Origin of the sequence: Chryseobacterium sp. PCH239, from assembly GCF_018924625.1 — a bacterium.
In the GTDB taxonomy this organism is placed as follows: domain Bacteria; phylum Bacteroidota; class Bacteroidia; order Flavobacteriales; family Weeksellaceae; genus Chryseobacterium; species Chryseobacterium cucumeris.
Map to the genome: position 1 here is coordinate 2,825,233 of NZ_CP073027.1, position 22,897 is coordinate 2,848,129.

18 protein-coding genes are annotated in these 22,897 nt (G+C 34.6%); 13 read left to right on the plus strand and 5 right to left on the minus strand.

Annotation, left to right across the window (positions count from 1 at the left end):
• Window positions 1–167: 167 nt before the first annotated feature.
• From KBP46_RS13125 to rimP, 5 genes are all read right to left on the minus strand, one after another.
• Window positions 168–1,631, minus strand: a complete 1,464-nt coding sequence (locus KBP46_RS13125) for a RagB/SusD family nutrient uptake outer membrane protein (protein ID WP_216443442.1) — start codon at window positions 1,629–1,631, stop codon at window positions 168–170.
• A 12-nt stretch (window positions 1,632–1,643) separates the two neighbouring features.
• Window positions 1,644–4,478 carry a SusC/RagA family TonB-linked outer membrane protein gene (locus KBP46_RS13130; protein ID WP_216443443.1) on the minus strand — a complete coding sequence of 945 codons (2,835 nt, stop codon included), beginning with the start codon at window positions 4,476–4,478 and terminating at the stop codon, window positions 1,644–1,646.
• A gap of 304 nt (window positions 4,479–4,782) precedes the next feature.
• A complete protein-coding gene (infB, locus tag KBP46_RS13135; protein WP_062673450.1) occupies window positions 4,783–7,770 on the minus strand; it encodes a translation initiation factor IF-2 in 2,988 nt (995 codons plus the stop codon).
• 76 nt (window positions 7,771–7,846) lie between these two features.
• Window positions 7,847–9,082: a transcription termination factor NusA gene (nusA, locus tag KBP46_RS13140; RefSeq protein WP_002982960.1), complete on the minus strand. Its 1,236-nt coding sequence runs from the start codon at window positions 9,080–9,082 to the stop codon at window positions 7,847–7,849.
• 16 nt (window positions 9,083–9,098) lie between these two features.
• On the minus strand, window positions 9,099–9,566 hold the full coding sequence (gene rimP, locus KBP46_RS13145; protein WP_034691441.1) for a ribosome assembly cofactor RimP: 468 nt from the start codon (window positions 9,564–9,566) through the stop codon (window positions 9,099–9,101).
• A gap of 214 nt (window positions 9,567–9,780) precedes the next feature.
• Between rimP and KBP46_RS13150 the strand changes: the two genes are divergently transcribed.
• The 13 genes from KBP46_RS13150 to KBP46_RS13210 all read left to right on the plus strand — a co-directional run bounded on the left by KBP46_RS13150 (window position 9,781) and on the right by KBP46_RS13210 (window position 22,861).
• Complete coding sequence (locus tag KBP46_RS13150) at window positions 9,781–11,094, plus strand: UDP-glucose/GDP-mannose dehydrogenase family protein (RefSeq protein ID WP_216443444.1); 1,314 nt, start codon at window positions 9,781–9,783, stop codon at window positions 11,092–11,094.
• A gap of 4 nt (window positions 11,095–11,098) precedes the next feature.
• The gene (gene rfbB / locus KBP46_RS13155) at window positions 11,099–12,178 is read left to right on the plus strand and encodes a dTDP-glucose 4,6-dehydratase (RefSeq protein WP_216443445.1); all 1,080 of its coding nucleotides are present in this window, start codon (window positions 11,099–11,101) and stop codon (window positions 12,176–12,178) included.
• Between the two features lie 127 nt (window positions 12,179–12,305).
• On the plus strand, window positions 12,306–13,169 hold the full coding sequence (rfbA, locus tag KBP46_RS13160; protein WP_216443446.1) for a glucose-1-phosphate thymidylyltransferase RfbA: 864 nt from the start codon (window positions 12,306–12,308) through the stop codon (window positions 13,167–13,169).
• A gap of 174 nt (window positions 13,170–13,343) precedes the next feature.
• A complete protein-coding gene (locus tag KBP46_RS13165; RefSeq protein WP_062673443.1) occupies window positions 13,344–14,192 on the plus strand; it encodes an ABC transporter permease in 849 nt (282 codons plus the stop codon).
• Window positions 14,193–14,236: 44 nt separating this feature from the next.
• Window positions 14,237–15,496 carry a polysaccharide ABC transporter ATP-binding protein gene (locus KBP46_RS13170; protein WP_062673440.1) on the plus strand — a complete coding sequence of 420 codons (1,260 nt, stop codon included), beginning with the start codon at window positions 14,237–14,239 and terminating at the stop codon, window positions 15,494–15,496.
• A complete protein-coding gene (locus KBP46_RS13175) occupies window positions 15,493–15,894 on the plus strand; it encodes an FdtA/QdtA family cupin domain-containing protein (RefSeq protein ID WP_062673439.1) in 402 nt (133 codons plus the stop codon). Before KBP46_RS13170 ends, KBP46_RS13175 begins: the two co-directional genes overlap by 4 nt.
• Window positions 15,884–16,750: a GNAT family N-acetyltransferase gene (locus KBP46_RS24130; protein ID WP_123278559.1), complete on the plus strand. Its 867-nt coding sequence runs from the start codon at window positions 15,884–15,886 to the stop codon at window positions 16,748–16,750. The genes KBP46_RS13175 and KBP46_RS24130 overlap by 11 nt, the downstream gene beginning before the upstream one ends.
• Window position 16,751: 1 nt before the next feature.
• Complete coding sequence (locus KBP46_RS13185) at window positions 16,752–17,684, plus strand: hypothetical protein (RefSeq protein WP_062673437.1); 933 nt, start codon at window positions 16,752–16,754, stop codon at window positions 17,682–17,684.
• 3 nt (window positions 17,685–17,687) lie between these two features.
• Complete coding sequence (locus KBP46_RS13190; protein WP_062673435.1) at window positions 17,688–18,791, plus strand: DegT/DnrJ/EryC1/StrS aminotransferase family protein; 1,104 nt, start codon at window positions 17,688–17,690, stop codon at window positions 18,789–18,791.
• Window positions 18,792–18,950: 159 nt separating this feature from the next.
• On the plus strand, window positions 18,951–20,288 hold the full coding sequence (locus KBP46_RS13195) for a glycosyltransferase family 4 protein (RefSeq protein ID WP_216443447.1): 1,338 nt from the start codon (window positions 18,951–18,953) through the stop codon (window positions 20,286–20,288).
• A complete protein-coding gene (locus tag KBP46_RS13200) occupies window positions 20,285–20,890 on the plus strand; it encodes a DapH/DapD/GlmU-related protein (protein ID WP_216443448.1) in 606 nt (201 codons plus the stop codon). The genes KBP46_RS13195 and KBP46_RS13200 overlap by 4 nt, the downstream gene beginning before the upstream one ends.
• 9 nt (window positions 20,891–20,899) lie before the next feature.
• Entirely contained in the window at window positions 20,900–22,000 is a 1,101-nt protein-coding gene (locus tag KBP46_RS13205; protein WP_216443449.1) for a glycoside hydrolase family 99-like domain-containing protein, read from the plus strand.
• 15 nt (window positions 22,001–22,015) lie between these two features.
• Complete coding sequence (locus KBP46_RS13210) at window positions 22,016–22,861, plus strand: glycosyltransferase (RefSeq protein WP_120232530.1); 846 nt, start codon at window positions 22,016–22,018, stop codon at window positions 22,859–22,861.
• Window positions 22,862–22,897: the final 36 nt, after the last annotated feature.

Below are 22,897 nucleotides of genomic sequence, written 5' to 3' on the forward strand. Positions count from 1 at the left end.
TGAAAAAAATCTTAAAAGTTTTCGAATTGATGTGCAAAAACTATAATACAGCCCAAAAATCAATATAATTAATTTTATAAAGAGTTTACTTAAATCCTAAAATGATTTTGTCCATAAAAAAAGCCACCTATAAAAGGCGGCTCTTATTTATTTATCTGATTTGATAATTAGTTATCGTAACCAGGGTTTGATTTTACCAAAGTTCCAGCAACGTTAGTTTCTGCCAAAGGAATTGGGAATGCCAATTTGTTATCTCCAATTGCAATGTTAGCTGTTACGTTACCGTTAGTAGCATTTTTAGGAATAGGTCCTCCCCATCTTAGTAAATCCCACATTCTGAAACCTTCACCAACAAGCTCTTTTCTTCTTTCAGATTTAAGCTTAGTCATATCAATTGGTCCTAAAGCTGCAATTTGCGCTGCAACACTTGTTACTACATTACCATTAGCATCAAGAATATCAGTTAATCTATTTTTCAAAATCATTTCCCAATATGTCTGAGCTTTAGCAGCGCTACCTCCGTTAAGTTCTGCTTCAATACCATTAAGGATGATCTCTTCATATCTAGAAACTCTGATATTATCTTCTCCATTATCATTAGGATACTTTGCTGCAATATAAGTTCCAGCAGCGTTCTGACTTGCACTAAATATAGAACGTCTGATATCCTGAGCAGAAATAGATGATACAACAGCTGACTTAACTGGCATGTTTACATATGAGTTAGCCGGTGCAATTTTGTAGTGAATACTTGTAGAACCTAAAGCAGCAATTGGTCCAACAGCTAATTCAAATACTGAGTTAGATGCTGCATTATTAAGTGTCCAGCTTGTTAAATATGAATCACGAGGAATTACACTATATTTTCCAGATGCTACTACATCGTTTACTAACGAACGTACCTTAGCATAATCTCCTTTATATAGATAATATCTGGACATCAAAGCCTTAACTGAGAATTCATTCAATACAGTTTTATCACTATAAACCTGATTAGCATTTCCCGTAAGATTAGCTAATGCACTATTAAAATCTGCTTCAATTTGAGCCTGAGTCTGTTGAACAGAAGAACGAGCCATATTTGCAGAAGGATTATACTGAAGAGGAACAACAACTCCGGTAGTTCCACCAGAATATTGCTGCCCAAATAATCTTAAAGCATCAAACAAAGCCTGAGCTCTTACTGCATAAGCCTGTCCTTTAAGTTGCTTTATTTTCAGAGCAATCTGTGCTGGATCAACTGTTTCTCCCCAAGTTAGGTTATTTGAAGTTCCAAGAATAATGTTTGCTTTAGCAATAGTTGTATACATTGCAGAATATGGACCTGATGCGTATGCATCACCAGAAAGCATTGTATAGTTTGAAACTGTACTATAATATCCTGAACGGTTATTAGAATACATTGCATCACTTCTTAATTCAGGAATTGTTACAAAATCACATCCATAATAAGAAGCACCTCTCATAGTACCATAAGCTCCGAATACAAAAGACTGAAGTTCTTCTATTGTTTTAATATCTTCCTGAGGTTTACTTTGGAAAAATTCAGTATCTACAAAGTCCTCACCACACGAAGTAACCGCAGTAGAAGTAAGGGCAATAACTGAAAATGCTATTAAGTATTTTTTCATTTTTTTCAATTTTTAAAATTCAACATTAAATCCAACTAAATAAGATTTCAAAGGAGGCAAGTTCAGGTTTGTTGTTCCTGCAAGTGCAATATCCGGATCATATCTTAAATTTTTATCATAAGCATGTGTCCAAAGGTTGTTACCCATAACGTAAACTGTTACTTTATTAAGGTTTGAACCTTTTAAGAAGCTAGAATCAAAAGTATAAGCTATTTTTAAGTTAGCTAATCTCAAATAATCCGCTTTATATAAGAATCTTGTTGACGTTCTGTTTGCAAGTTTATTTCCACCATAAATTGGTTTTGGGTTCAATGCATTAGTATTGTTTGGAGTCCAATAATCTAGCTGATCCTCATATCCAGGATAGAATAAACTGTACTGACCATCACTCATTGTATAGATTGCCCAGTCATCATATACTTTACCTCCAAAGCTATATGTTCCTTGTGCAGATACTGTGAAGTTTTGATAAGACATTTTAATACCAACACCTCCAAAGTATTTCGCTAAACGATTACCTTGAATAGCTCTTTGAGCTTTGTTGTAGTCGTTGGTTGTTTCACCATCAACTCCATTTAGGTACCATAATGGATCTCCATTATTAGGATCTACACCAGCCCATTTTCTCATGTACCAGCTGTTGATAGATTCTCCTTCTCTTAAGATTGTAGCTCCTGAAATGATATCTTTTCCTCCATAGATTTTAGTCAACTCATTATTAAGCGTTGATAAGTTAGCATCCATGCTAAGAGCAAAACCTTTTGGATTTTCAGGTTTTAGGATATCTGCATTGATACTGAATTCAAATCCTTTGTTAACCAATGTACCGATATTATCTGTGTAACCTGAAATACCTTGAGCAAGAGATAATGGAACAGTAAAGATCAGATCTTCAGTTTGTTTGTTATAGTATTCAGCTGTTAACGATATACGATCTTTTAATAGTCCTATATCAAATCCTACGTTGAAAGGTTTAACAGTTTCCCACTTAAGTCCTGGATTATAAAAACCTCCATAACTTGCACCAGCATTGTTATTATAATTGATACCGTAGCTGTATGTAGCATAAGGAGACGCTGAAATCTGATTTCCTAATTTACCATAAGAAGATCTAAGTTTCAACAATGTTAAATAATCATTATCAGGGATAAAGATTCTTGCTAAGTCAACACTCGCTCCCGCAGAATAGAAGTTACCTCCTTTTTGACCTGGGAAGAAGTTTGACATTGCATCTCTTCTGTAAGATAAATCTAAGTTAACAATATTGTCATAGTTATAGTTTACCTGTCCTGCATAACCAGATCTTGAAGTAATCGTTTTTGTTCCACCAGCTGCAACAGGCTTAACAAAACTATCTAAAGTCTGAAGAGAAGAAAGAGCAACAACTTGTCCTTCAGCATTAACAGCTCTCATATCAGACTTATAAGCTTCCTGAATTGCTCTTGCAACGAATTTATTTTTATCTCCAATTCTGAAAGAATATTCTAAGATATTCTGTATGTTGAAGTTAAAAAATCTTCTTGCATTGGATGTCAAATCACCTTTCGCTGAGTATCCATCACCATGAAGAGGAGATAAGTAAACATCTTCTTCTACGTTGATATATTCAGGTGCGAAATTCATTCTATAAACTAGCCCATCAAGAATTTTATAATTTACTCCCAAGTTGGCAAATACTCTGCTTGTGTTTGCTTTTCTAGAGTTAATATCCTGTAGTGCTGCTACGTTAAAGTTCCCAGAAGGCAATGAGTTATTAACTCCATAATACCAGCTACCATCAGGGTTTCTTACCGGATCAACAGGAAGGTTAAAGTACTGTGCGATCAATGGGTTAGCAAAATCTCCACCATTGTTCAAAGTACGCATTTTACTGTTTGAAAACTGGAAATCTGTATTAATTGTTAATCTATCAGTTGCTTTATATTCAATTTTAGTGGAAGCATTCACTCTTTTGAAATCACTCCCTTTATAGATACTCTCCTGGTTGAACATACCGATAGAAGAGTAATATTTGAATTTATCACTTCCTCCGCTAACTGAGAAGTTTGTTTCACTTTGGTTAGCACTATTTCTAGTTAATTCCTTTTGCCAATTAGTATTTACATTACTATAAGCTGCATATCCTAGTGGATCCTGGTCTGGATCAAATAAGGCATCATAAGCTTCCTGATAAGATCCATAACCAAATACAGATGGTGTATTGGCCATTGTTTGAGCTGCTAAGCCATGCCATTGATCTTTTGTCAATGAATTTGGTAATTTAAAAGCTGTTTTATTTACCCCATAATTACTTGAGAACTGAAATCTTGGTTTACCAGATTTACCAGACTTTGTAGTAATAATGATTACCCCGGCACCAGCATCTGCTCCATATAATGACGTTGAAACTGCATCCTTAAGTACAGTCATTGATTCAATATCATCAGAACTTAAATTCGCCAAGATATTTGACGTTGTGTTTAAGCTTGTAAGATCTCCTGAAGCAATTCTTACTCCATCAACAATAAAGATCGGGCTATTATTTCCATTAACAGAAGTATTACCTCTAACACGGATGTTTACAATTCCCCCTGGCTGTCCTGAAGCAGCTCCAGTCTGTACCCCGGTAACTCTACCCATTAGGGCCTTATCAGGAGATGAAACTGGCAGATCATTAAGTTTGTCACCTTTAACTGTACTCACAGAACCAGTAACTTCTTTAACAGATTTTTTCTGTCCGAACCCGACCATTACTACCTCATCAATCTCAGTAGCTCTAGCTGTATCCTTCTTTGCTTTTTGCGCATAAGCTACTTGTCCTAGGAAAAACAGAGCTCCGGCGCTTAATACACGTAGTTTAACATTCATATTAACAAATTTTAATATATTTAATGGGCAAATATGTTAATAAATATTAACATCCACAAATTAAACTAACGTTTAAACGACTATTTTTTTACTGTTTCATTTAAAATTTACACAAAACAAATAAGATTCAATAATAATAGACAGTTTTTATTCAATAAAAAATAATTTTTTTACAGACCTTATTCATTTTAACAAATTATTAATAATTCAAAAAAAATTATTTAGAATGATTACAAATTAAACGAGTTTGAAAAATAAAAAAACCACTTTATAAAAAAGTGGTTTTCACATATTTAGGATATATTTATTTTAGTTTTTTCTTGACCGCTACTTCTTCGTATACTTCAAGGATATCTCCGATTTCGATGTCATTATAACCTTTCAGATTCAGACCACATTCGTAACCTTTCGTTACTTCTTTAACATCATCTTTGAAACGTTTCAAACTTTCAAGTTCTCCATCGAATTTAACAATACCGTCTCTTAATAAACGTACTTTAGACTGTCTCGTTACTTTTCCGGTAAGAACCATACAACCTGCAATTGTTCCTACTTTAGAAATCTTGAAAACCTCACGGATTTCAACATTACCAATCACCTGCTCTTGAATTTCCGGAGAAAGCATTCCCTCCATCGCTTCTTTTACCTCATCAATTGCTTTATAGATTACAGAATACGTTCTGATTTCAATTTCCTCACGATCTGCAAGTTCTTTAGCATTAGCACCTGCTCTCACGTTAAATCCAATAATAATAGCATCGGATGCTGCGGCTAAGTTGATATCAGATTCTGTAATCTGTCCAACACCTGAGTGAAGAATTTTAACACTGATTTCTTCTGTTGATAATCTTTGTAACTGATCAGAAAGAGCTTCTACAGAACCATCCACGTCTCCTTTAAGGATAATGTTCAATTCTTTGAATTCTCCTAAAGCAATACGTCTACCCAATTCTTCAAGGGTTGTATGCTTCTTGGTTCTGATTGATAATTCTCTCTGTAGCTGCTCTCTCTTATTGGCAATTGCTTTACCTTCACTTTCATCAGCATACACACGGAATTTATCACCTGCAGTAGGCGCTCCATCCAAACCTAAGATTGTTGCAGGAATTGATGGCCCTGCTTCTTTTAGATTTTTTCCTCTTTCATCAAGCAAAGCTTTTACTTTACCGTGATTTTTACCTGCTACTACATAATCACCTACTCTTAAAGTTCCGGTCTGTACCAACATTGTTGCTACATAACCTCTACCTTTATCTAAAGATGCTTCAATAACAACTCCGTTTGCTGCACGGTCAGGATTCGCTTTCAACTCAAGCATTTCAGCCTGTAATAAAACTTTTTCCAACAATACATCTACGTTATTACCGAATTTAGCCGAGATCTCCTGTGCCTGAACATTTCCACCCCATTCTTCTACTAAAACCGGCGGATTTAATCCTGATAACTGCTGACGGATGTTGTCCGGGTTTGCATTCGGCTTATCTACTTTGTTGATAGCAATAATCATTGGTACTCCTGCAGCCTGTGCGTGAGCAATTGCTTCTTTTGTTTGTGGCATTACATCATCATCGGCCGCAATTACGATAATTGCAATATCCGTAATCTGTGCACCTCTCGCTCTCATTGCAGTAAAGGCTTCGTGACCTGGTGTATCTAAGAAAGTAATTCTCTGACCGTTCTCCAGTTTCACGTTATAAGCACCAATGTGCTGAGTAATTCCTCCGGATTCACCGGCAATTACGTTTGTTTTTCTAATGTAGTCCAACAATGAAGTTTTACCATGGTCAACGTGTCCCATTACAGTAACTACAGGAGCTCTTTGTAATAGGCTTTCCTCGGTGTCTACTTCATCTTCTGCATCCGTATCTTCAAGATCAGCATCTGAGAATTCAATTTTATAACCGAATTCATCTGCTACTAATAATAAGGTATCGGCTTCAAGTCTTTGGTTCATGGTAACCATTACACCTAATGAGAAACAAGCAGAAATTACTTCAGTTGGGGAAACATTCATCAAACTTGCCAATTCACCTACTGTGATGAATTCTGTTACTTTAAGAGTTCTGTCTTGTGCTTCAAGCTCCTGCTGACGCTCATCCTGCTCTCTACGGAAAGTTCTCTTGTCTTTTCTGTGTTTTGCAGATTTAGATTTCCCTCCTTTATTAGTAAGTTTTTCTAATGTTTCTTTGATCTGGTTTTTAACTTGCTCATCAGTTAGCTCAACTGGCATAACTCTTTGTCCAGGTCTGTTGTTCTGACCGCCTTTTTTGAAGCCACCACCTTGACCTTGACGATTTCCACCACCCTGGTTATTTCCAAAACGGTTTCCACCTTGGCCACCTTGACCTTGAGGACGATTTCCCTGGCCTCCCTGACCACCCTGGCGGTTTCCACCTTGTCCCTGTCCACCGTTATTATTATGCTGACGGTTTCCTTGACCTTGTCCACCTTGGTTGTTGTTATTTCCTGAGTTTTGATTATTCCCCTGACCTTGTTGGTTATTCTGGCCACCAGGTTTTTCAATTCTCTTTCTTTTCTTTTTTGCTCCAGCACCTGGTTTTGGTGCAAACTGAGTTAAGTCAATCTTTTCCCCAACGATCTTAGGACCGTCAAGTTTCTGATATACTGTCTCAATTTTTTGTGGTTCCTGAGATTCAGGTTCAGCTTCAACTTTTGGAGTTTCTACTTTTTTCTCCTCTACAACCGCTGGTTTTGGAGTTTCCTTTACTGTTTCCACAGGTTTAACTTCTTCTTTTTTCTCCTCCATTTTTGGTTTGTCTTTTTTCACAGGTCTGTTTCTAGATTCTATTTGAGACAAATCAATTTTATCCAAAACTTTAAATTCCTGTTTTTCAGGCGCTGCTTTAACTTCCGGTTGTTCTTCTTTCACGATTTCTTCTTTCTTTTCTTCAACCGGTGTCGCAACAGGAGCCACAGGAACTGCAGGAGCTGCAGGAATCTCTTCAGCTTCAGGCTTCTTAGGTTCCAAATCTATTTTACCTAAAATTCTAGTTTCTGGTTTATTTGCTTTAGCTCTTATCACTTCAGGGGTTTTCTTTTCTTCAATTTCCAGTTTTTCTTCCGGAACTTTTGTGATCACCACCTCATGGGAAGCCTTTCTTTGTTCGCCGTCTTTAGCAAACTCAGCCTCCAATGCAGAATATGCCGCTTCTTCCAATTGAGCGTTAGGATTGCTTTCAACCTCGAAACCCCTTGACTGTAAAAACTCTACTAATCTGGACATCGAAATGTTGAATTCCTTAACCGCTTTATTTAATCTAATTTTTGGCATTTATATTATTTACTGTTTTTAATTTTTAAAATTAAAGTATTTCTTTTTTACTGTTTATTAAAATTTATTTAAAATCTTAATCTTCAAATTCTTCTCTCAGAATACGTTTAACCTCTTCGATGGTTTCTTCTTCAAGGTCTACCATATTTAAAAGACTTTCAGTTTCTTTATCCAATACTGATTTTGCAGTCGTAAGTCCTACTTTCTTAAACTCATCCAAAATCCATTGCTCGATATCATCGTTAAATTCTTTCAATTCAACATCATCATCCTCGCTGGACTCTCTGTATACATCAATCTCATATCCTGTCAACCAAGAAGCCAGTCTGATATTCTGACCTTGTTTTCCGATCACTTTAGAAATTTCCTCAACTGGAGTATATACCAATGCATAATTGGTCTCTTCATTGATTTCAATTTTGTTAATAGTAACGTTTCCTAATGCTCTCTTCACCAAAATTTCAGGGTTTTTAGACCACTGAATAACATCGATGTTTTCATTTCTCAACTCTCTCACAACGCCATGAATTCTGGATCCTTTCACTCCAACACAAGCTCCTACCGGATCAATTCTGTCATCATAAGCATCTACTGCAATCTTCGCCTTTTCACCAGGAATTCTCACTACCTTTTTAAGGATAATTGTTCCGTCCTGGATTTCAGGAATTTCCAGCTCTAATAACTTCTCAAGGAATTTAGGTGCAGTTCTGGAAATAATAATCTGTGGTTTAGAACCTTTAAAATCTACTGTCTCAACAATAGCTCTGATATTCTCACCCTTTTTAAAGAAATCGGATGGGATCTGGTTTTCTTTTGGTAAAATAAATTCATTTCCTTCATCATCCAGCAAAATCACGTGCTTATGACGGATGTGGTGGATTTCCCCTACAACGATTTCACCAATTTTATCTCTAAACTGTTCGTACAGCATTGCATTATTGTGTTCCTGAAGTTTTGTAGCAAGGATTTGCTTAAGGGTAAGAATATTTCTTCTTCCCAATTGTGCAACAGGAATTTCCATTGTAAAGTCCTCACCTACTTCGAAGGTAGGGTCAATCTTCTTTGCTTCAGAAATTTCTATCTCCAAATCATCATCTTCAGACATTTCGTCCTCTACAATTGTTTTATTCAAAAATATCTGAAAATCTCCTTTATCCGGGTTTACAATCACATCAAAATGATCATCTGAATCAAATCTCTTTCTTAAAAGAGTTTTCAGTGAATCTTCAATAATTGCCATAAGATCAATCTTACTGATCCCTTTTTCGTCTTTAAAATCACCAAAGGATTCAATCAACGCTATATTATCCATCTATTCTTTTTTCTTTTTAAAATTTAATTACTACTAATGCTTTTTTGATCTCAGGATAAGAAATTTCTTTCTCCTCCTCCACATCTACTTTTCCTTTTCCGATATCTTTCGGCTTTCGGTAACGTAGAACAAGTGTGATCTTCTCATCGTCTACTTTTGACAATTCTCCTTCAATTTTAGAAGAATCCTCCAGCATCACCTCAATCTCTCTTCCAATGTTTTTACTGAACTGTCTTGGTGTGGATAATGGCTCGCTCAATCCCGCAGACATCACCTGAAGGCTGAAGTCATGCTCTTCACGATCCATATTAAATTCAATCGCACGGCTTGCATCAAGGCAGTCCTGCAAAGAAACTCCGTTATCACCATCCAAAATCACTGTAATATCATCCCCTGCAGAAATTTTAAGATCAATAAGAAACAGATCTTTTCTGGTCTCAAGGAATTCATTTAATAATTCTTCAATTCTTTTTCTAAACTCCATATATTTTTATCTTGATTTACAGTACGAAAAAAGGCTTTCTTCCGAAGCCTTCCCATTTTTTCCGTAAATCCATTGCAAATATAAGCTTTTTTTCTAAAAATGCAAAATTATCTTAAGTATCAAGCAAATAGCGTAAGATTCATTTACAATAAATTAAAAGAGTATGTCACAGGATTTTTATTACTTTTGTCTTTAGAATTTTAAAACAGATATTTTGAATATAACGATTGTAGGAACAGGTTATGTAGGTTTGGTTACAGGAACTACTCTGGCAGAACTTGGCAATTCAGTATACTGTGTTGATATTGATGAAAAAAAAGTAGAAGGTATGAAAAACGGCATTGTTCCCATCTATGAGCCGAACCTTGAAGAAATGTTTTTAAGAAACATCCAGTCCGAAAGATTATTTTTCACTACCAATCTTAAAGAAGCTTTAGACAAAAGCGAAGTTATATATCTGGCATTGCCTACTCCTCCGGGAGAAGACGGTTCTGCAGATTTGTCTTATGTACTTCAGGTAGCCGATAATATTGGCGAGATGATGACTGAATACAAAGTCATTGTCAATAAAAGTACTGTTCCCGTAGGAACTGCGGATAGAGTAAGAGAAACAATTTCTTCTAAAACAGGCATTCCTTTTGATGTAGTTTCAAATCCTGAATTCCTGAGAGAAGGATTTGCTGTTGAAGACTCTATGAATCCCTCAAGAGTCGTTGTAGGGGCAAGCTCAGAAAAAGCTAAAGATATTATGTCTAAAATATATCAGCCTTTTACCAATACCGGAATTCCCATCATTTTTATGGATGAGAAGTCTTCGGAACTTACCAAATATGCAGCGAATTCATTTTTAGCAGTAAAAATTACCTTCATGAATGAAATTGCCAACTATTGTGAAAAGGTAGGTGCAGATGTGGATAAGGTAAGACTGGGAATGGGTAGTGATGACAGAATCGGGCACAGATTTTTATTCCCTGGAATCGGATATGGAGGAAGCTGCTTCCCTAAAGACGTAAAAGCACTTATAAAATCCGGGAAACAGGAAGATTTTAATTTCCAGATCCTGGAAGCTACCGAAAATGTAAATACCACCCAGAAAGTTATTTTAGTATCTGAAATTGAAAAATACTTCGGAGGAAATATTGAAGGGAAGAAAATCGCCATGTGGGGACTTGCCTTTAAAGCAAATACAGATGACATCAGAGAAGCTTCATCTTTAGACAATATTGCCCTTTTATTGGAGAAAGGCGCGGAAATTGTAGCATATGATGCTGTTGCAGAAAGCAATGTTCAAAAACTTCTTGGCAACAAAATACAATACGCCAAAGGAATGTATGATGCACTGGAAGATGTGGACGCACTATTTATTGCTACAGAATGGCCTGAATTCAAAAACCCTAATTTTGAACTGATGGCTAAAAAAATGAAAAACAAAGTCATTTTTGACGGCAGAAATATGTATCCATTGGAAGTCCCTGAGCAAAACGGATTTTATTATAAAAGTATAGGAAGAAAGACCATCTCAAAATAAATCAATGAAAAACATTATCATTACAGGAGGTGCCGGGTTTATCGGTTCCCATGTTGTAAGAGAATTTGTAAAAAACAATCCGGATACTACAATCATCAACCTTGATGCTCTTACATACGCCGGAAATCTGGAAAACTTAAAGGACATTGAAAATGAACCTAATTATGTTTTCGAAAAAGCAGATATTACAAAACCGGAAGAACTTAGAAGAGTTTTCGAAAAATACAATCCGGATGCGGTTGTACATTTAGCAGCAGAAAGTCATGTAGACAGAAGTATTACAGATCCAATGGCATTTATCAACACAAATGTAAACGGAACCGCTAATCTTCTGAATCTTTGTAAAGAGTTCTGGACGTTAAATCCTGATCATACCCACGGCAGATTCCCGGATGAAAAAAGAAATAATCTTTTCTATCATATTTCTACCGACGAAGTATATGGAAGTTTAGGCGAAACAGGATTCTTTTTAGAAACGACATCCTACGACCCTCAATCTCCGTATTCCGCATCCAAAGCAGCTTCTGACCATTTTGTAAGAGCTTACGGAAATACTTATGGAATGCCTTTCATCGTTTCGAACTGTTCCAACAACTACGGCCCGAATCATTTCCCTGAAAAGCTCATTCCCCTTTGTATTTCGAATATCATCAACGAGAAACCGCTTCCTATTTACGGTGATGGAAAATATACCAGAGACTGGTTGTTTGTCATTGACCATGCCAAGGCGATTCATCAGATATTTAAAGAAGCAAAAACCGGTGAGACTTACAATATCGGAGGATTCAACGAGTGGCAGAATATTGATCTTGTCAAAGAACTGATCAAACAAATGGATGCCAAGCTGGAAAGACCGGAAGGCTATTCAGAAAAACTGATCACTTTTGTAAAAGACAGACCGGGTCACGACAAACGTTACGCTATTGATGCAACAAAACTGAATAAAGATTTAGGCTGGAAACCTTCAGTTACCTTTGAAGAAGGATTAGCAAAAACCATCGACTGGTATCTTGAAAATAAAGAATGGCTTGAAAATGTGACTTCAGGAAATTATCAGGATTACTACAGCAAGCAATACAGCTAAATCTCCAGCTATTAAAGGAACAGGTATAGAATCTGACATCATTCATTTCAGTCTTTTATAACACACCAGAAGTAGCAAAATAAATCGATTTATAACACAAACGAAATAGCGTAATACGCACCAAAACATGAAAGGAATAATATTAGCCGGAGGCTCCGGAACAAGACTTTACCCTCTAACTATTGCCGTAAGCAAGCAGCTGATGCCTGTTTACGACAAACCCATGATCTACTATCCGCTTTCCACACTTCTTTTAGCAGGAATCAAAGATATTCTGATCATCACAACTCCACACGACAAGGCAGGTTTCATCAAACTTTTAGGCGACGGTTCGCAAATCGGCTGTAATATAGAATATGTTGTACAGCCAAGCCCGGACGGTTTAGCACAAGCTTTTATTCTGGGCGAGCAATTTATTGGTAACGACCCTGCAGCACTGGTATTGGGAGATAATATCTTCTATGGTTCTGAAATGGGAACCTTACTGAAAAATAAAACCAATCCTGAAGGAGGAGTTGTTTTTGCCTACCACGTAGCAGATCCGGAAAGATATGGTGTAGTGGAATTCGACAAAAATCTGAAAGCTGTCTCTATTGAAGAAAAGCCTTTAAACCCTAAGTCAAACTATGCCGTTCCAGGTCTTTATTTTTACGATAACAATGTAGTGGAAATCGCTAAAAATATTAAACCTTCAGCAAGAGGTGAGCTGGAAATCACAGATATCAACAATGTTTATTTAAGCAATGGAAAGCTTGAGGTAGCTGTTCTGAACAGAGGAACGGCATGGCTGGATACAGGAACTTTTGATTCTCTTCACGACGCTTCAGAATTTGTAAGTGTCATCGAAAAAAGACAAGGGTTTAAAATTGGCTGTATAGAAGAAATTGCCTTCAGAAATAAATTCATTGGTGAAGAAAAACTGCTTGAAACGGCTACCAAATATGGCAAAAGCGGATACGGCGAATACCTGAAACAACTTATCGGAAAATAACAAATATAATTTATAAAATTCATAGACTATTGGCTTTATGGCCAATAGTTTTTGTTCATACCGACAAATATCAATATATTAGTTGTTGATTTTTAGTTTTATTGACTATGAAAATTTATAAACTAATATACACGGTAATAATTAATTATTATAAATTTGCAAAAACTTACACAGATGAATGAACCACAACAAAAGTGGACAGAAACGATTGATGCCGATCATTCGTTATTTGACTTGAAGCTAAAGGAAGTCTGGAGATACAAAGATCTTGTTTATATGTTTGTAAAAAGAGATTTTGTATCCAGCTTTAAGCAGACTATTTTAGGCCCTATCTGGTTTTTTATCAATCCCATTTTAACGACCATTGTCTATCTGGTTATTTTTGGAAGAATTGCCAAATTACCTACAGATGGAGCTCCACCGCTCCTTTTTTATCTGGCTGGTGTTACTCTTTGGAATTACTTTTCTTCCTCATTACTGGCTACCTCCTCTACTTTTACCGGGAATGCCGGCATCTTCGGAAAAGTCTATTTTCCAAGACTGGTTACTCCGTTATCCATTGTTATCTCTAATCTCATGCGGTTTGGAGTACAGCTTATTTTATTCATTCTTGCCTGGGCATATTATTACAGTAAAGGAGAAGTTCATCCTAATATCTGGATTCTTGCAACTCCTTTCCTAATATTCTTAATGGCACTTTTTGCCTTGGGAGTTGGGATGATCTTTTCTTCACTGACTACAAAGTATAAAGATCTTGCAATGCTACTGGGCTTTGGTGTAAGTTTATATATGTATGCAACTCCGGTTATTTATCCTGTTTCCTCATTACCGGGATTTTTTAAAAAACTGGCTTATTATAATCCTTTAACCGGTATTTTTGAATGTTTTAAATATGCTTGGATAGGTGTTGGAGACTTTTCTCCCGCCATGCTGGGAATGAGTACTATTATTATTCTTATCCTTTTAGTGATAGGAATTGTTGTTTTCAACAAGGTTGAAAAAACCTTTATGGATACCGTATAACCTTTGTTGGTAAACTTTTTTATTAATTTAAATCATTTAAGAATATGCTGTCTTTAAAAGCAGAAAATATATCCAAACAATATCGTCTAGGACAAGTCGGGACAGGGACTCTATCTCATGACCTTAACAGGTTTTGGCATAAAGTGAGAGGAAAAGAAGATCCTTATCTGAAAATTGGTGAAGCCAATGATAGAACAACAAAAGGATTATCCGACTATGTGTGGTCTCTTCGCGATATTAATTTTGAAATCGAACAAGGAGACGCTGTTGGAATTATCGGCAGAAACGGTGCTGGAAAATCAACTCTGCTTAAGGTTTTAAGTAAAGTTACAAAACCTACAACAGGAAGAATATTTACAAACGGAAGAATAGCATCTCTGCTTGAGGTAGGAACAGGATTCCACCCTGAAATGACAGGAAGAGAGAATGTCTTTCTTAATGGAGCCATTTTAGGTATGACCCGCAAGGAAATCAAAAGAAAATTTGATGAAATTGTAGATTTCTCAGGTGTTGAAAGATATATAGACACTCCTGTGAAGAGATATTCTTCGGGGATGTACGTTCGCCTTGCTTTTGCTGTAGCCGCCCATTTAGAATCTGAAATTCTTATTGTAGATGAAGTACTCGCAGTAGGAGATGCAGAATTTCAGAAAAAGTGTCTTGGTAAAATGAATGATGTAACGAGAGGAGAAGGCCGAACCATACTTTTTGTCAGCCATAATATGACAGCTATTAAAGAGCTTTGCACAAAAGGAATTCTTTTGAATCAAGGACAAATTGGCTATCAAGGCGACATTCTCAATACGATCATAGAATATCAAAAAAGCAGCGCAAGAGAAAGCTCTTACCAATATAATGGTAATCTGAACGAAGCTATAGGTAACGAAAATATCAGAATAAAAGAATTTTCAGTAACTCCTATTAATGGAGATTTATTAGATATTGATTCTGGAGCTCATGTAAAACTTGTTTTTCATAATTTCTGTCCGGATATCACTCTTGACACAACTTTTGAACTAAAAAATTATGAAGAATTGGTGATTTTCCATGTTGGAAAATGTGTTTCCGAAAATAACAATTCAAAAATAGGCGAATATACTGTAGAATTTGATATTCCTGCAGGGCTTTTGAATGCTGGAAATTACTATTTTAAACTTTACTTCGGGAAGGATCAAAAAATACTTTTATACGGAATTGATGAATTTATTGGATTTGAAGTAGAAAATGTAAAAGTGGGAACAATGATGCACATTTACCCAGGAGTTACCAGACCATTTTTTGAATACAAAGTACAAACACCATGATCCCACAAATAATAGAACTCCCCAAAATATATGATAAAAGAGGGAACTTATCCTTTTTTGAATATCCTAATCAACTTCCTTTTGAGATACAAAGAACATATTGGATATATGATGTCCCTGGAGGAGAAGTAAGAGGAAGCCATGCTTTCAAAGAACAGCAAGAATTTATTATTGCCCTTTCAGGAAGTTTTGATATTGTAATCCATGATGGAAAAGAAGAACAAAGGTTTTCTTTAAACAGGTCCTATTACGGATTATATATTCCCAGAATGTTTTGGCGAAGATTAGAAAATTTTTCTACCAATTCATTAGCACTCATTGTCTCTGATAGACAGTACAATGAAAATGATTATATAAGAGATTTTGAAGAATTTAAAATACTGGCTGATGAAAAATAATATTTCTGTATTTGACTGTAATGTTATTGATTTAGGTAAAATCAGTTTTGATGAAGGCAACCTTACAGTAGTTGAAAATAACGCCGCATTTCCATTCAATGTTAAAAGAATTTTCTACCTTTATGATATTGCAGGAGGAGAAAGCAGAGGTGCTCATTCACATAAAGAATGTCATCAATTTCTGATTGCAGCAAGTGGCAGTTTTGAAGTTTCTCTGGATGATGGCAAGTTCAAAAGACAGGTATTTTTGAATCGTCCTGATTTAGGATTACATATTCCTCCTGGGATATGGGCTTCTGAAATTAATTTTTCTTCAGGAGCAATTTGTTTGGTCCTTGCATCTCATACTTATAACGAAAATGATTATATCCGAAATTATGAAGATTTTTTGAATTTTAATAAACTCCAATTAGTTGATTATACAAAAAATATTCTAGAAAAATCATGGAATTGGTTAAATGACCCGGAAATAAAATATCTTACCAATACACCTGATTTCTCAAAAGAAGATCAGCAAAAATGGTTTGCAGGTTTAGAAAACAATAAAACGTATTGGGTTAAAGGTATCCAGCATAATCATAAAATCATTGGTGTAGTTGGCTTAAAAAAAATTGATCTCACCAATAAAACCGCAGAGTATTTTGTTTACATCGGGGAAAAAGAATATTGGGGAAAGGGTTTAAGCGCTGATTTATTTAAACTTATTTTTAAAGTTGCCAAAGACCAGTTGAATTTAGAAAGTTTATATTTAAATGTTATTCCTGGAAATACCAGAGCTGTAAAAGCTTATGAAAAAGCAGGTTTTTCAATATCTGATAATTCAGACTCCTATATAACCATGTCCTTAAGGCTATAACATGAATTTTGAAATAAAAAAATATACGCAAAAAGATTATACTGACTGGAATCTGTTTATAAAAGAAAGTAAAAATGGACTTTTCTTTTATGACAGAGACTTTATGGATTATCATTCTGATCGCTTCAAAGATCATTCTCTGTTTATTTTAAAAAACAATAAAGTTGTAGCAGTATTTCCAGCCAATGAATCAGGAAAAGAAATTATTTCTCATGGAGGTCTTACCTTTGGATCATTGATTCTCTCCTATCATGTAAAGGCTAGTGAAGTTTTGAATATTTTTGAGGAAATAAAAAAATATTATCAAGAATATTCTTTTAATGAAATAATTTATAAAGCCGTTCCTCATATTTTTCACAAATATCCTTCAGAAGAAGACTTATATGCTCTTTTTCGTAACCAAGCTAAACTTTTCCGAAGAGATATATCATCTGTAATTGATCTTTCATCCCCTATTCGTTTCTCTGAAACAAAAAGACAATTAGTGAGAAAATGTGAAGGAAATGAAGTCACTATAAGTGAAAATAAAAATTTTAAGGAATATTGGACTTTACTTTCAGATGTTCTTAAAAAATTTGATACAAAACCTGTACATACTGAAGAAGAAATCAAATTATTAAATAAAAAATTTCCTGAAAACATCAGACTATTTGAAGCAAGAAAAGATAATTTTCTTTTAGCAGGGATTGTTATTTTTGATTTTGGAAATGTCGTTCACACACAATATATGGCAGCATCACAAGAAGGAAGAAAAATAGGGGCATTAGATTTTATAAACTATTTTCTTATAAGTGAATTTCAAAACAAAAAATATTATAGTTTCGGAATTTCAACAGAAAACCAAGGAAAAATATTAAACGAAGGATTGATCCAGCAAAAAGAAAACATGGGAGCAAGAGGGATCACATTAGATTTTTACTCTATAAAACTTTAAATTATGATTAAATTTCTTGATTTACAAAAAATCAATTTACAGTACCAAGAAGAAATTGAAACTAAAATTTTGGAAGTTTTTCGTTCTGGATGGTATCTCATGGGAACTGAATTGTCTAGTTTTGAAAAAAACCTGTCAAATTATATAGGCTCTAAACACGCTATTGGAGTTGCTAATGGACTGGATGCACTGCGTTTAATACTCCGTGCTTATATTGAACTAGGATTTATGAGCCCGGGAGATGAAATAATTGTTCCATCAAATACATATATTGCCTCAATTCTTGCAATTTCGGATAACAAATTAATTCCAGTACTAGTAGAACCTGATATTAATACTTACAATATTGATATTAGTAAAATAGAAGAAAAAATTACCCCTAAAACAAAAGGAATTCTTATCGTACACTTACAGGGAAGAGTGGTTTTCTCTGAAGAACTGAAGAAAACGGCAGAAAGACATAACTTAAAAATCATTGAAGACAATGCTCAAGCAATTGGGGCTGAATGGCAAGGTTTAAAATCAGGTAATCTCGGAGATTCCGCAGGCTTCAGTTTTTATCCAGGAAAGAATCTAGGTGCATTAGGAGATGCAGGAGCCATTACTACCAATAATGATGATCTTGCTAAAGCCATCAGAACTTTAGCAAATTACGGTTCTAATCAAAAATATGTCAATATTTACAAAGGCCTAAATTCCAGGCTCGATGAAATTCAGGCTGCAGTATTAGATATAAAATTAAAATACATTGATACTGAAAACAAAATCAGAAGAACTATTGCTAAACATTTTATAAATAGCATCACAAACCCTGAGATTATACTTCCCGAATACCCTGAAAATGAAAAAGAACATGTATGGCACGTCTTTGTTATAAGAAGTAAAAAAAGACAAGCCCTTCAGGATTACCTAAGCAATAAAGGTATACAAACAATTATACACTATCCTATACCGCCTCATCAACAGGAAGCTTATAAAGAATGGAACCATCTTTCATTTCCCATTAGTGAAAAGATTCATGAAGAAGTTTTAAGCCTACCCATAAGCCCTGTAATGACAAACGAAGATATAGAAAAAATAATCTCAGAATTAAATGATTTCAAATAAAAAGCTTATTCATATTGATAAAATTCTGAAAAAGAATTTAAAACAAGCCATAAACAAAAAAATTATGACTTCGCTTTACGATTAATAGAGTTATCAGCACATCTAAAATACAATTATGCGTTTGATGACACCCTATATGATGAAGAATTAGAAAACTCATTGAAACAAATTTCTAACTCTCTTTTTAAATCAGAAAAGATAGTCCCTAACGAAGATGTTGTTTTATTCTATGATTACTTTGGTTATGATAACAGAGGCTTAACCCAGCAATATCTAAGGGCATTATTAAGACTTAATAAGCGAATCATTCTTGTCTTTGAAAGTAAAAACAGGCATTATAAAAATGAAGCAATTCTAGCAGAAATTGAGCATTATAATAATAAAGAAATTTATTATTTGGAAGGAAACGACAGAATAGAACTATGTAAAAGTCTCATTAATATTATTTTAGCAGAAAAACCAAAACATATTTTAATGCATTTAGTTCCTTGGGATACTATTGCTTATATCGCTTTCTATAAAATACAAGGAATTATAAGATACCAAATAAATTTAACGGATCATGCATTTTGGCTTGGGGTGGACATTACAGATATAAATATTGAATTTCGTTCATTTGGACAAAATTTATCTGAGCAATTAAGAAAGATTCCTAGTCATAAAAACAAAATATTACCATATTATCCTATTTTGTCGGAAACTCCATTTCAAGGTTTTGATTTTGATACTAAAAACAAAAAAATACTATTTTCTGGGAGTACATTTTATAAAATTCTGGGAAATAATTTAGAATTTCTTGAAACAATACATAAGATTTTACAATTAGATGATAATTTAATTTTTGTATTTGCTGGGAGTGGTAATGGTACATCCATTAATAAATTTATTGATGATCATAAATTAAACAACAGAATATTCTTAATTGGCGACCGTTATGATTTATATGAAATTATGAAAAACGTAGATTATTATATTTCTACTTTTCCCTATATAGGTGCCTTAATGACACAAATTGCTGTTGCTTCAGGATTACCTGTTTTTGCTTATGTACATCCCAAAAACTTGGTAAGTGATATAAAAGATTTATTTTACAAATCTGATAGATTTAAAAGCTTTGACAATTTAGATACATTAGTAAAGGAATTTTCCATTGAATACAAAAAAAATACTCCAAAATCACTTTATAATAATCTGATGATTACTGAAAAAGAATTTTCTGAGAATTTAGAAAAAATATTTAATGGAGAAAACCCAATGTCATTTTTGGAAAAGAAGTATGATGTACTTGAATCTTATCAAACATTTAATAGCTTAATGATTGAAGCTGAAAACTTATATAATCCTGTCTTTGAAAATACCATTAATAAATTTTTAACGAGTGGTGAAAGATTCAAAATGTTTCAGGATTATAAATTAAGATATTATAAAAAAGTTTTTAAAGAAAACAAAATACTATTTTTAAAAACATTGTATTATCAATTAACAGGTAAAATATGAATTTTTTAAAAAAATATATTGTTAATTTTTTGTTCGATGTTCTGAATTCGAATGCTTATAAAACCCATACTCAAAATAAAATTAATGAGTGGGCTAGGAAAAGTTTTAAAAACTTTGGAACGAATTCTAATTTGCCGGAAGAACATTGTATAGAAAATCCTAAATATATCTCCATAGGTAAAAACTTCAGTTCCCTGTTTCATCTCAGGTTGGAAGCATGGGATCATTTTCAGGGGGAAAGCTTTACTCCTGAGATCACAATTGGAGATGACGTCATTTGTAATTCCGATATCCACATTGGTGCTATCAATAAGATTATTATAGGAAATAATGTACTTATGGCCAGCAGAATATACATTTCTGATCATTCCCACGGAAATGTAAGTATTGAAGATCTGGAACATGTCCCTGCAATGAGGCCACTATACTCCAAAGGGCCGGTAATTATTGAGGATAACGTATGGATTGGCGAAGGTGTATGCATCCTTCCGGGAGTTACCATTGGTGAGAACTGTATCATAGGAGCCAACTCTGTAGTGAATAAGAGTTTCCCTAAAAATTCAGTTATTGCAGGAATTCCCGCCAGATTAATAAAACATTAGAAAACTGAAATGAAAAAAATAAAACCTCTAGCATTTTATCTCCCTCAATATCACCCCGTTCCTGAAAATGACGAATGGTGGGGAAAAGGATTTACAGAATGGACGAATGTAGGAAAAGCCAAGCCTCTATTTGAAGGACACGAACAACCTATATATCCTGGAGATCTGGGGTATTATGACCTGCGTGTTCCTGAAGTAAGAGAACAGCAGGCTCAGATGGCAAAAGACTATGGAGTACATGGATTTATCTATTATCACTACTGGTTTGGCAACGGCAAACAATTGCTGGAACGCGTGGCAAATGATGTATTACAATCAGGAAAACCAGATTTCCCTTTTTGTTTCTGCTGGGCCAACGAAACATGGTCAGGAATATGGCATGGGTTATCAGAAAAAATACTTGCTGAACAAATCTATCCTAATGAACAAGACTTAATTTCCCATTTCGAATATCTTCTGCCTTTCTTCAAAGATGAAAGATATATCAAAGTAGACAAAAAGCCTCTTTTCATTATCTATGATCCGAATCATTTAAATGACGGGGATCCCCACTATATTACAAAATTCAGAGAGCTCGCCAGGAAAAACGGATTTGATGATCTATACATCATGGCATCCAATAAGCTCCGTGATGACCTGGATTTTAAATCTATGGGATATGACAGTAAGATCTCCAATGCATTTCAAAAGGCCTGGATACCTCATATTGCGAAGAAAGAATATATTTCTCACTCTCAATATTATAAAAACAGGATAAAAGGATTAATAGGAATTAAGAAAAAAGAACAGCCTAAAGTTAACATTCAGGATGCTAAGGCAGTAGTAAACGACTTAAAGTTTGAAGAAAGCAATATTCCTACCTATCCATGTATCCTGCCCAATTGGGATAATACTCCAAGAAGCGGCTACAGAGGAATCATTTTGGCTAACAATTCCCCGGAACTGTTTGAACAGCAAGTAGAAAAGGCTATAGGATATCTTGAAGATAAAAAGGATTATCCGGAACAGTTTTTAATTATAAAATCCTGGAACGAATGGGCAGAAGGGAACATTCTGGAACCAGATAGAAAACACGGTTTTGGGTATTTGAATGCATTAAAAAAATCTTGAACAAACACAGTCGAAATGAGTAAATTCAGTGTACTTATCGCCAACTATAATAATGGTCATTTTTTTTTAAAATGCTACCAAAGCTTAGTTGCTCAGACAGAAACAGACTGGGAAGCGGTAATTTTGGATGATGGCTCTACTGATGATTCTCTTGAAGTCATAAAAAAAATCATAGGTGATGATTCCCGGTTTAAAATCAATCAGAATGACCAAAACAAGGGAATCGGTTATACAAAAAGAAGATTAATAGAACTTGCAGAATCTGAAATATGTGGTTTTCTAGATCCTGATGATGGGTTAACGACTCATGCTTTGGAAGTTATTCTAAAGGCATATTCTGAATATCCGGAAGTGGGTATGGTATATTCCAATTTTGTATTTTGCGATGAGCATCTTAATCCTAAATCGGTCCATAAAGCGAAACAGATTACTGAGCTGAATTACTCTTACTATAATTTTAACGGTGAGATTTCACATTTTGCTACTTTTAAGAAAAAGATATACGAAAAGACTTCCGGCATTGATCCGTTTCTAAAAATTGCTGAAGATAAAGACTGGTACATGAAAATGTGCGAAACAGCTCCTGTAAAATATATTGATGAAGATCTATACTTATACAGAATCCATGATAGTGGTATTTCTACGACTAAAAATGCTGAGAAAGCACTGTTCTGGCATTGGGTAGCGCTGATAAAAATGGCAGAAAGAAGGAACATCAGTGTTGAAGATCTTTTTCTTCAAAGCTATGTTCCGAAAAATAAATATGAACAGGTACTCAACCAATTAAACCATGTAAAAAATTCAAGATGGGCAAAACTGGGAAATAAAATTGGGTTATTTAAAATCTTTAAAAAGCTCTAAAATCTATTGATCAACATGAAAGATTTAAAAGACATA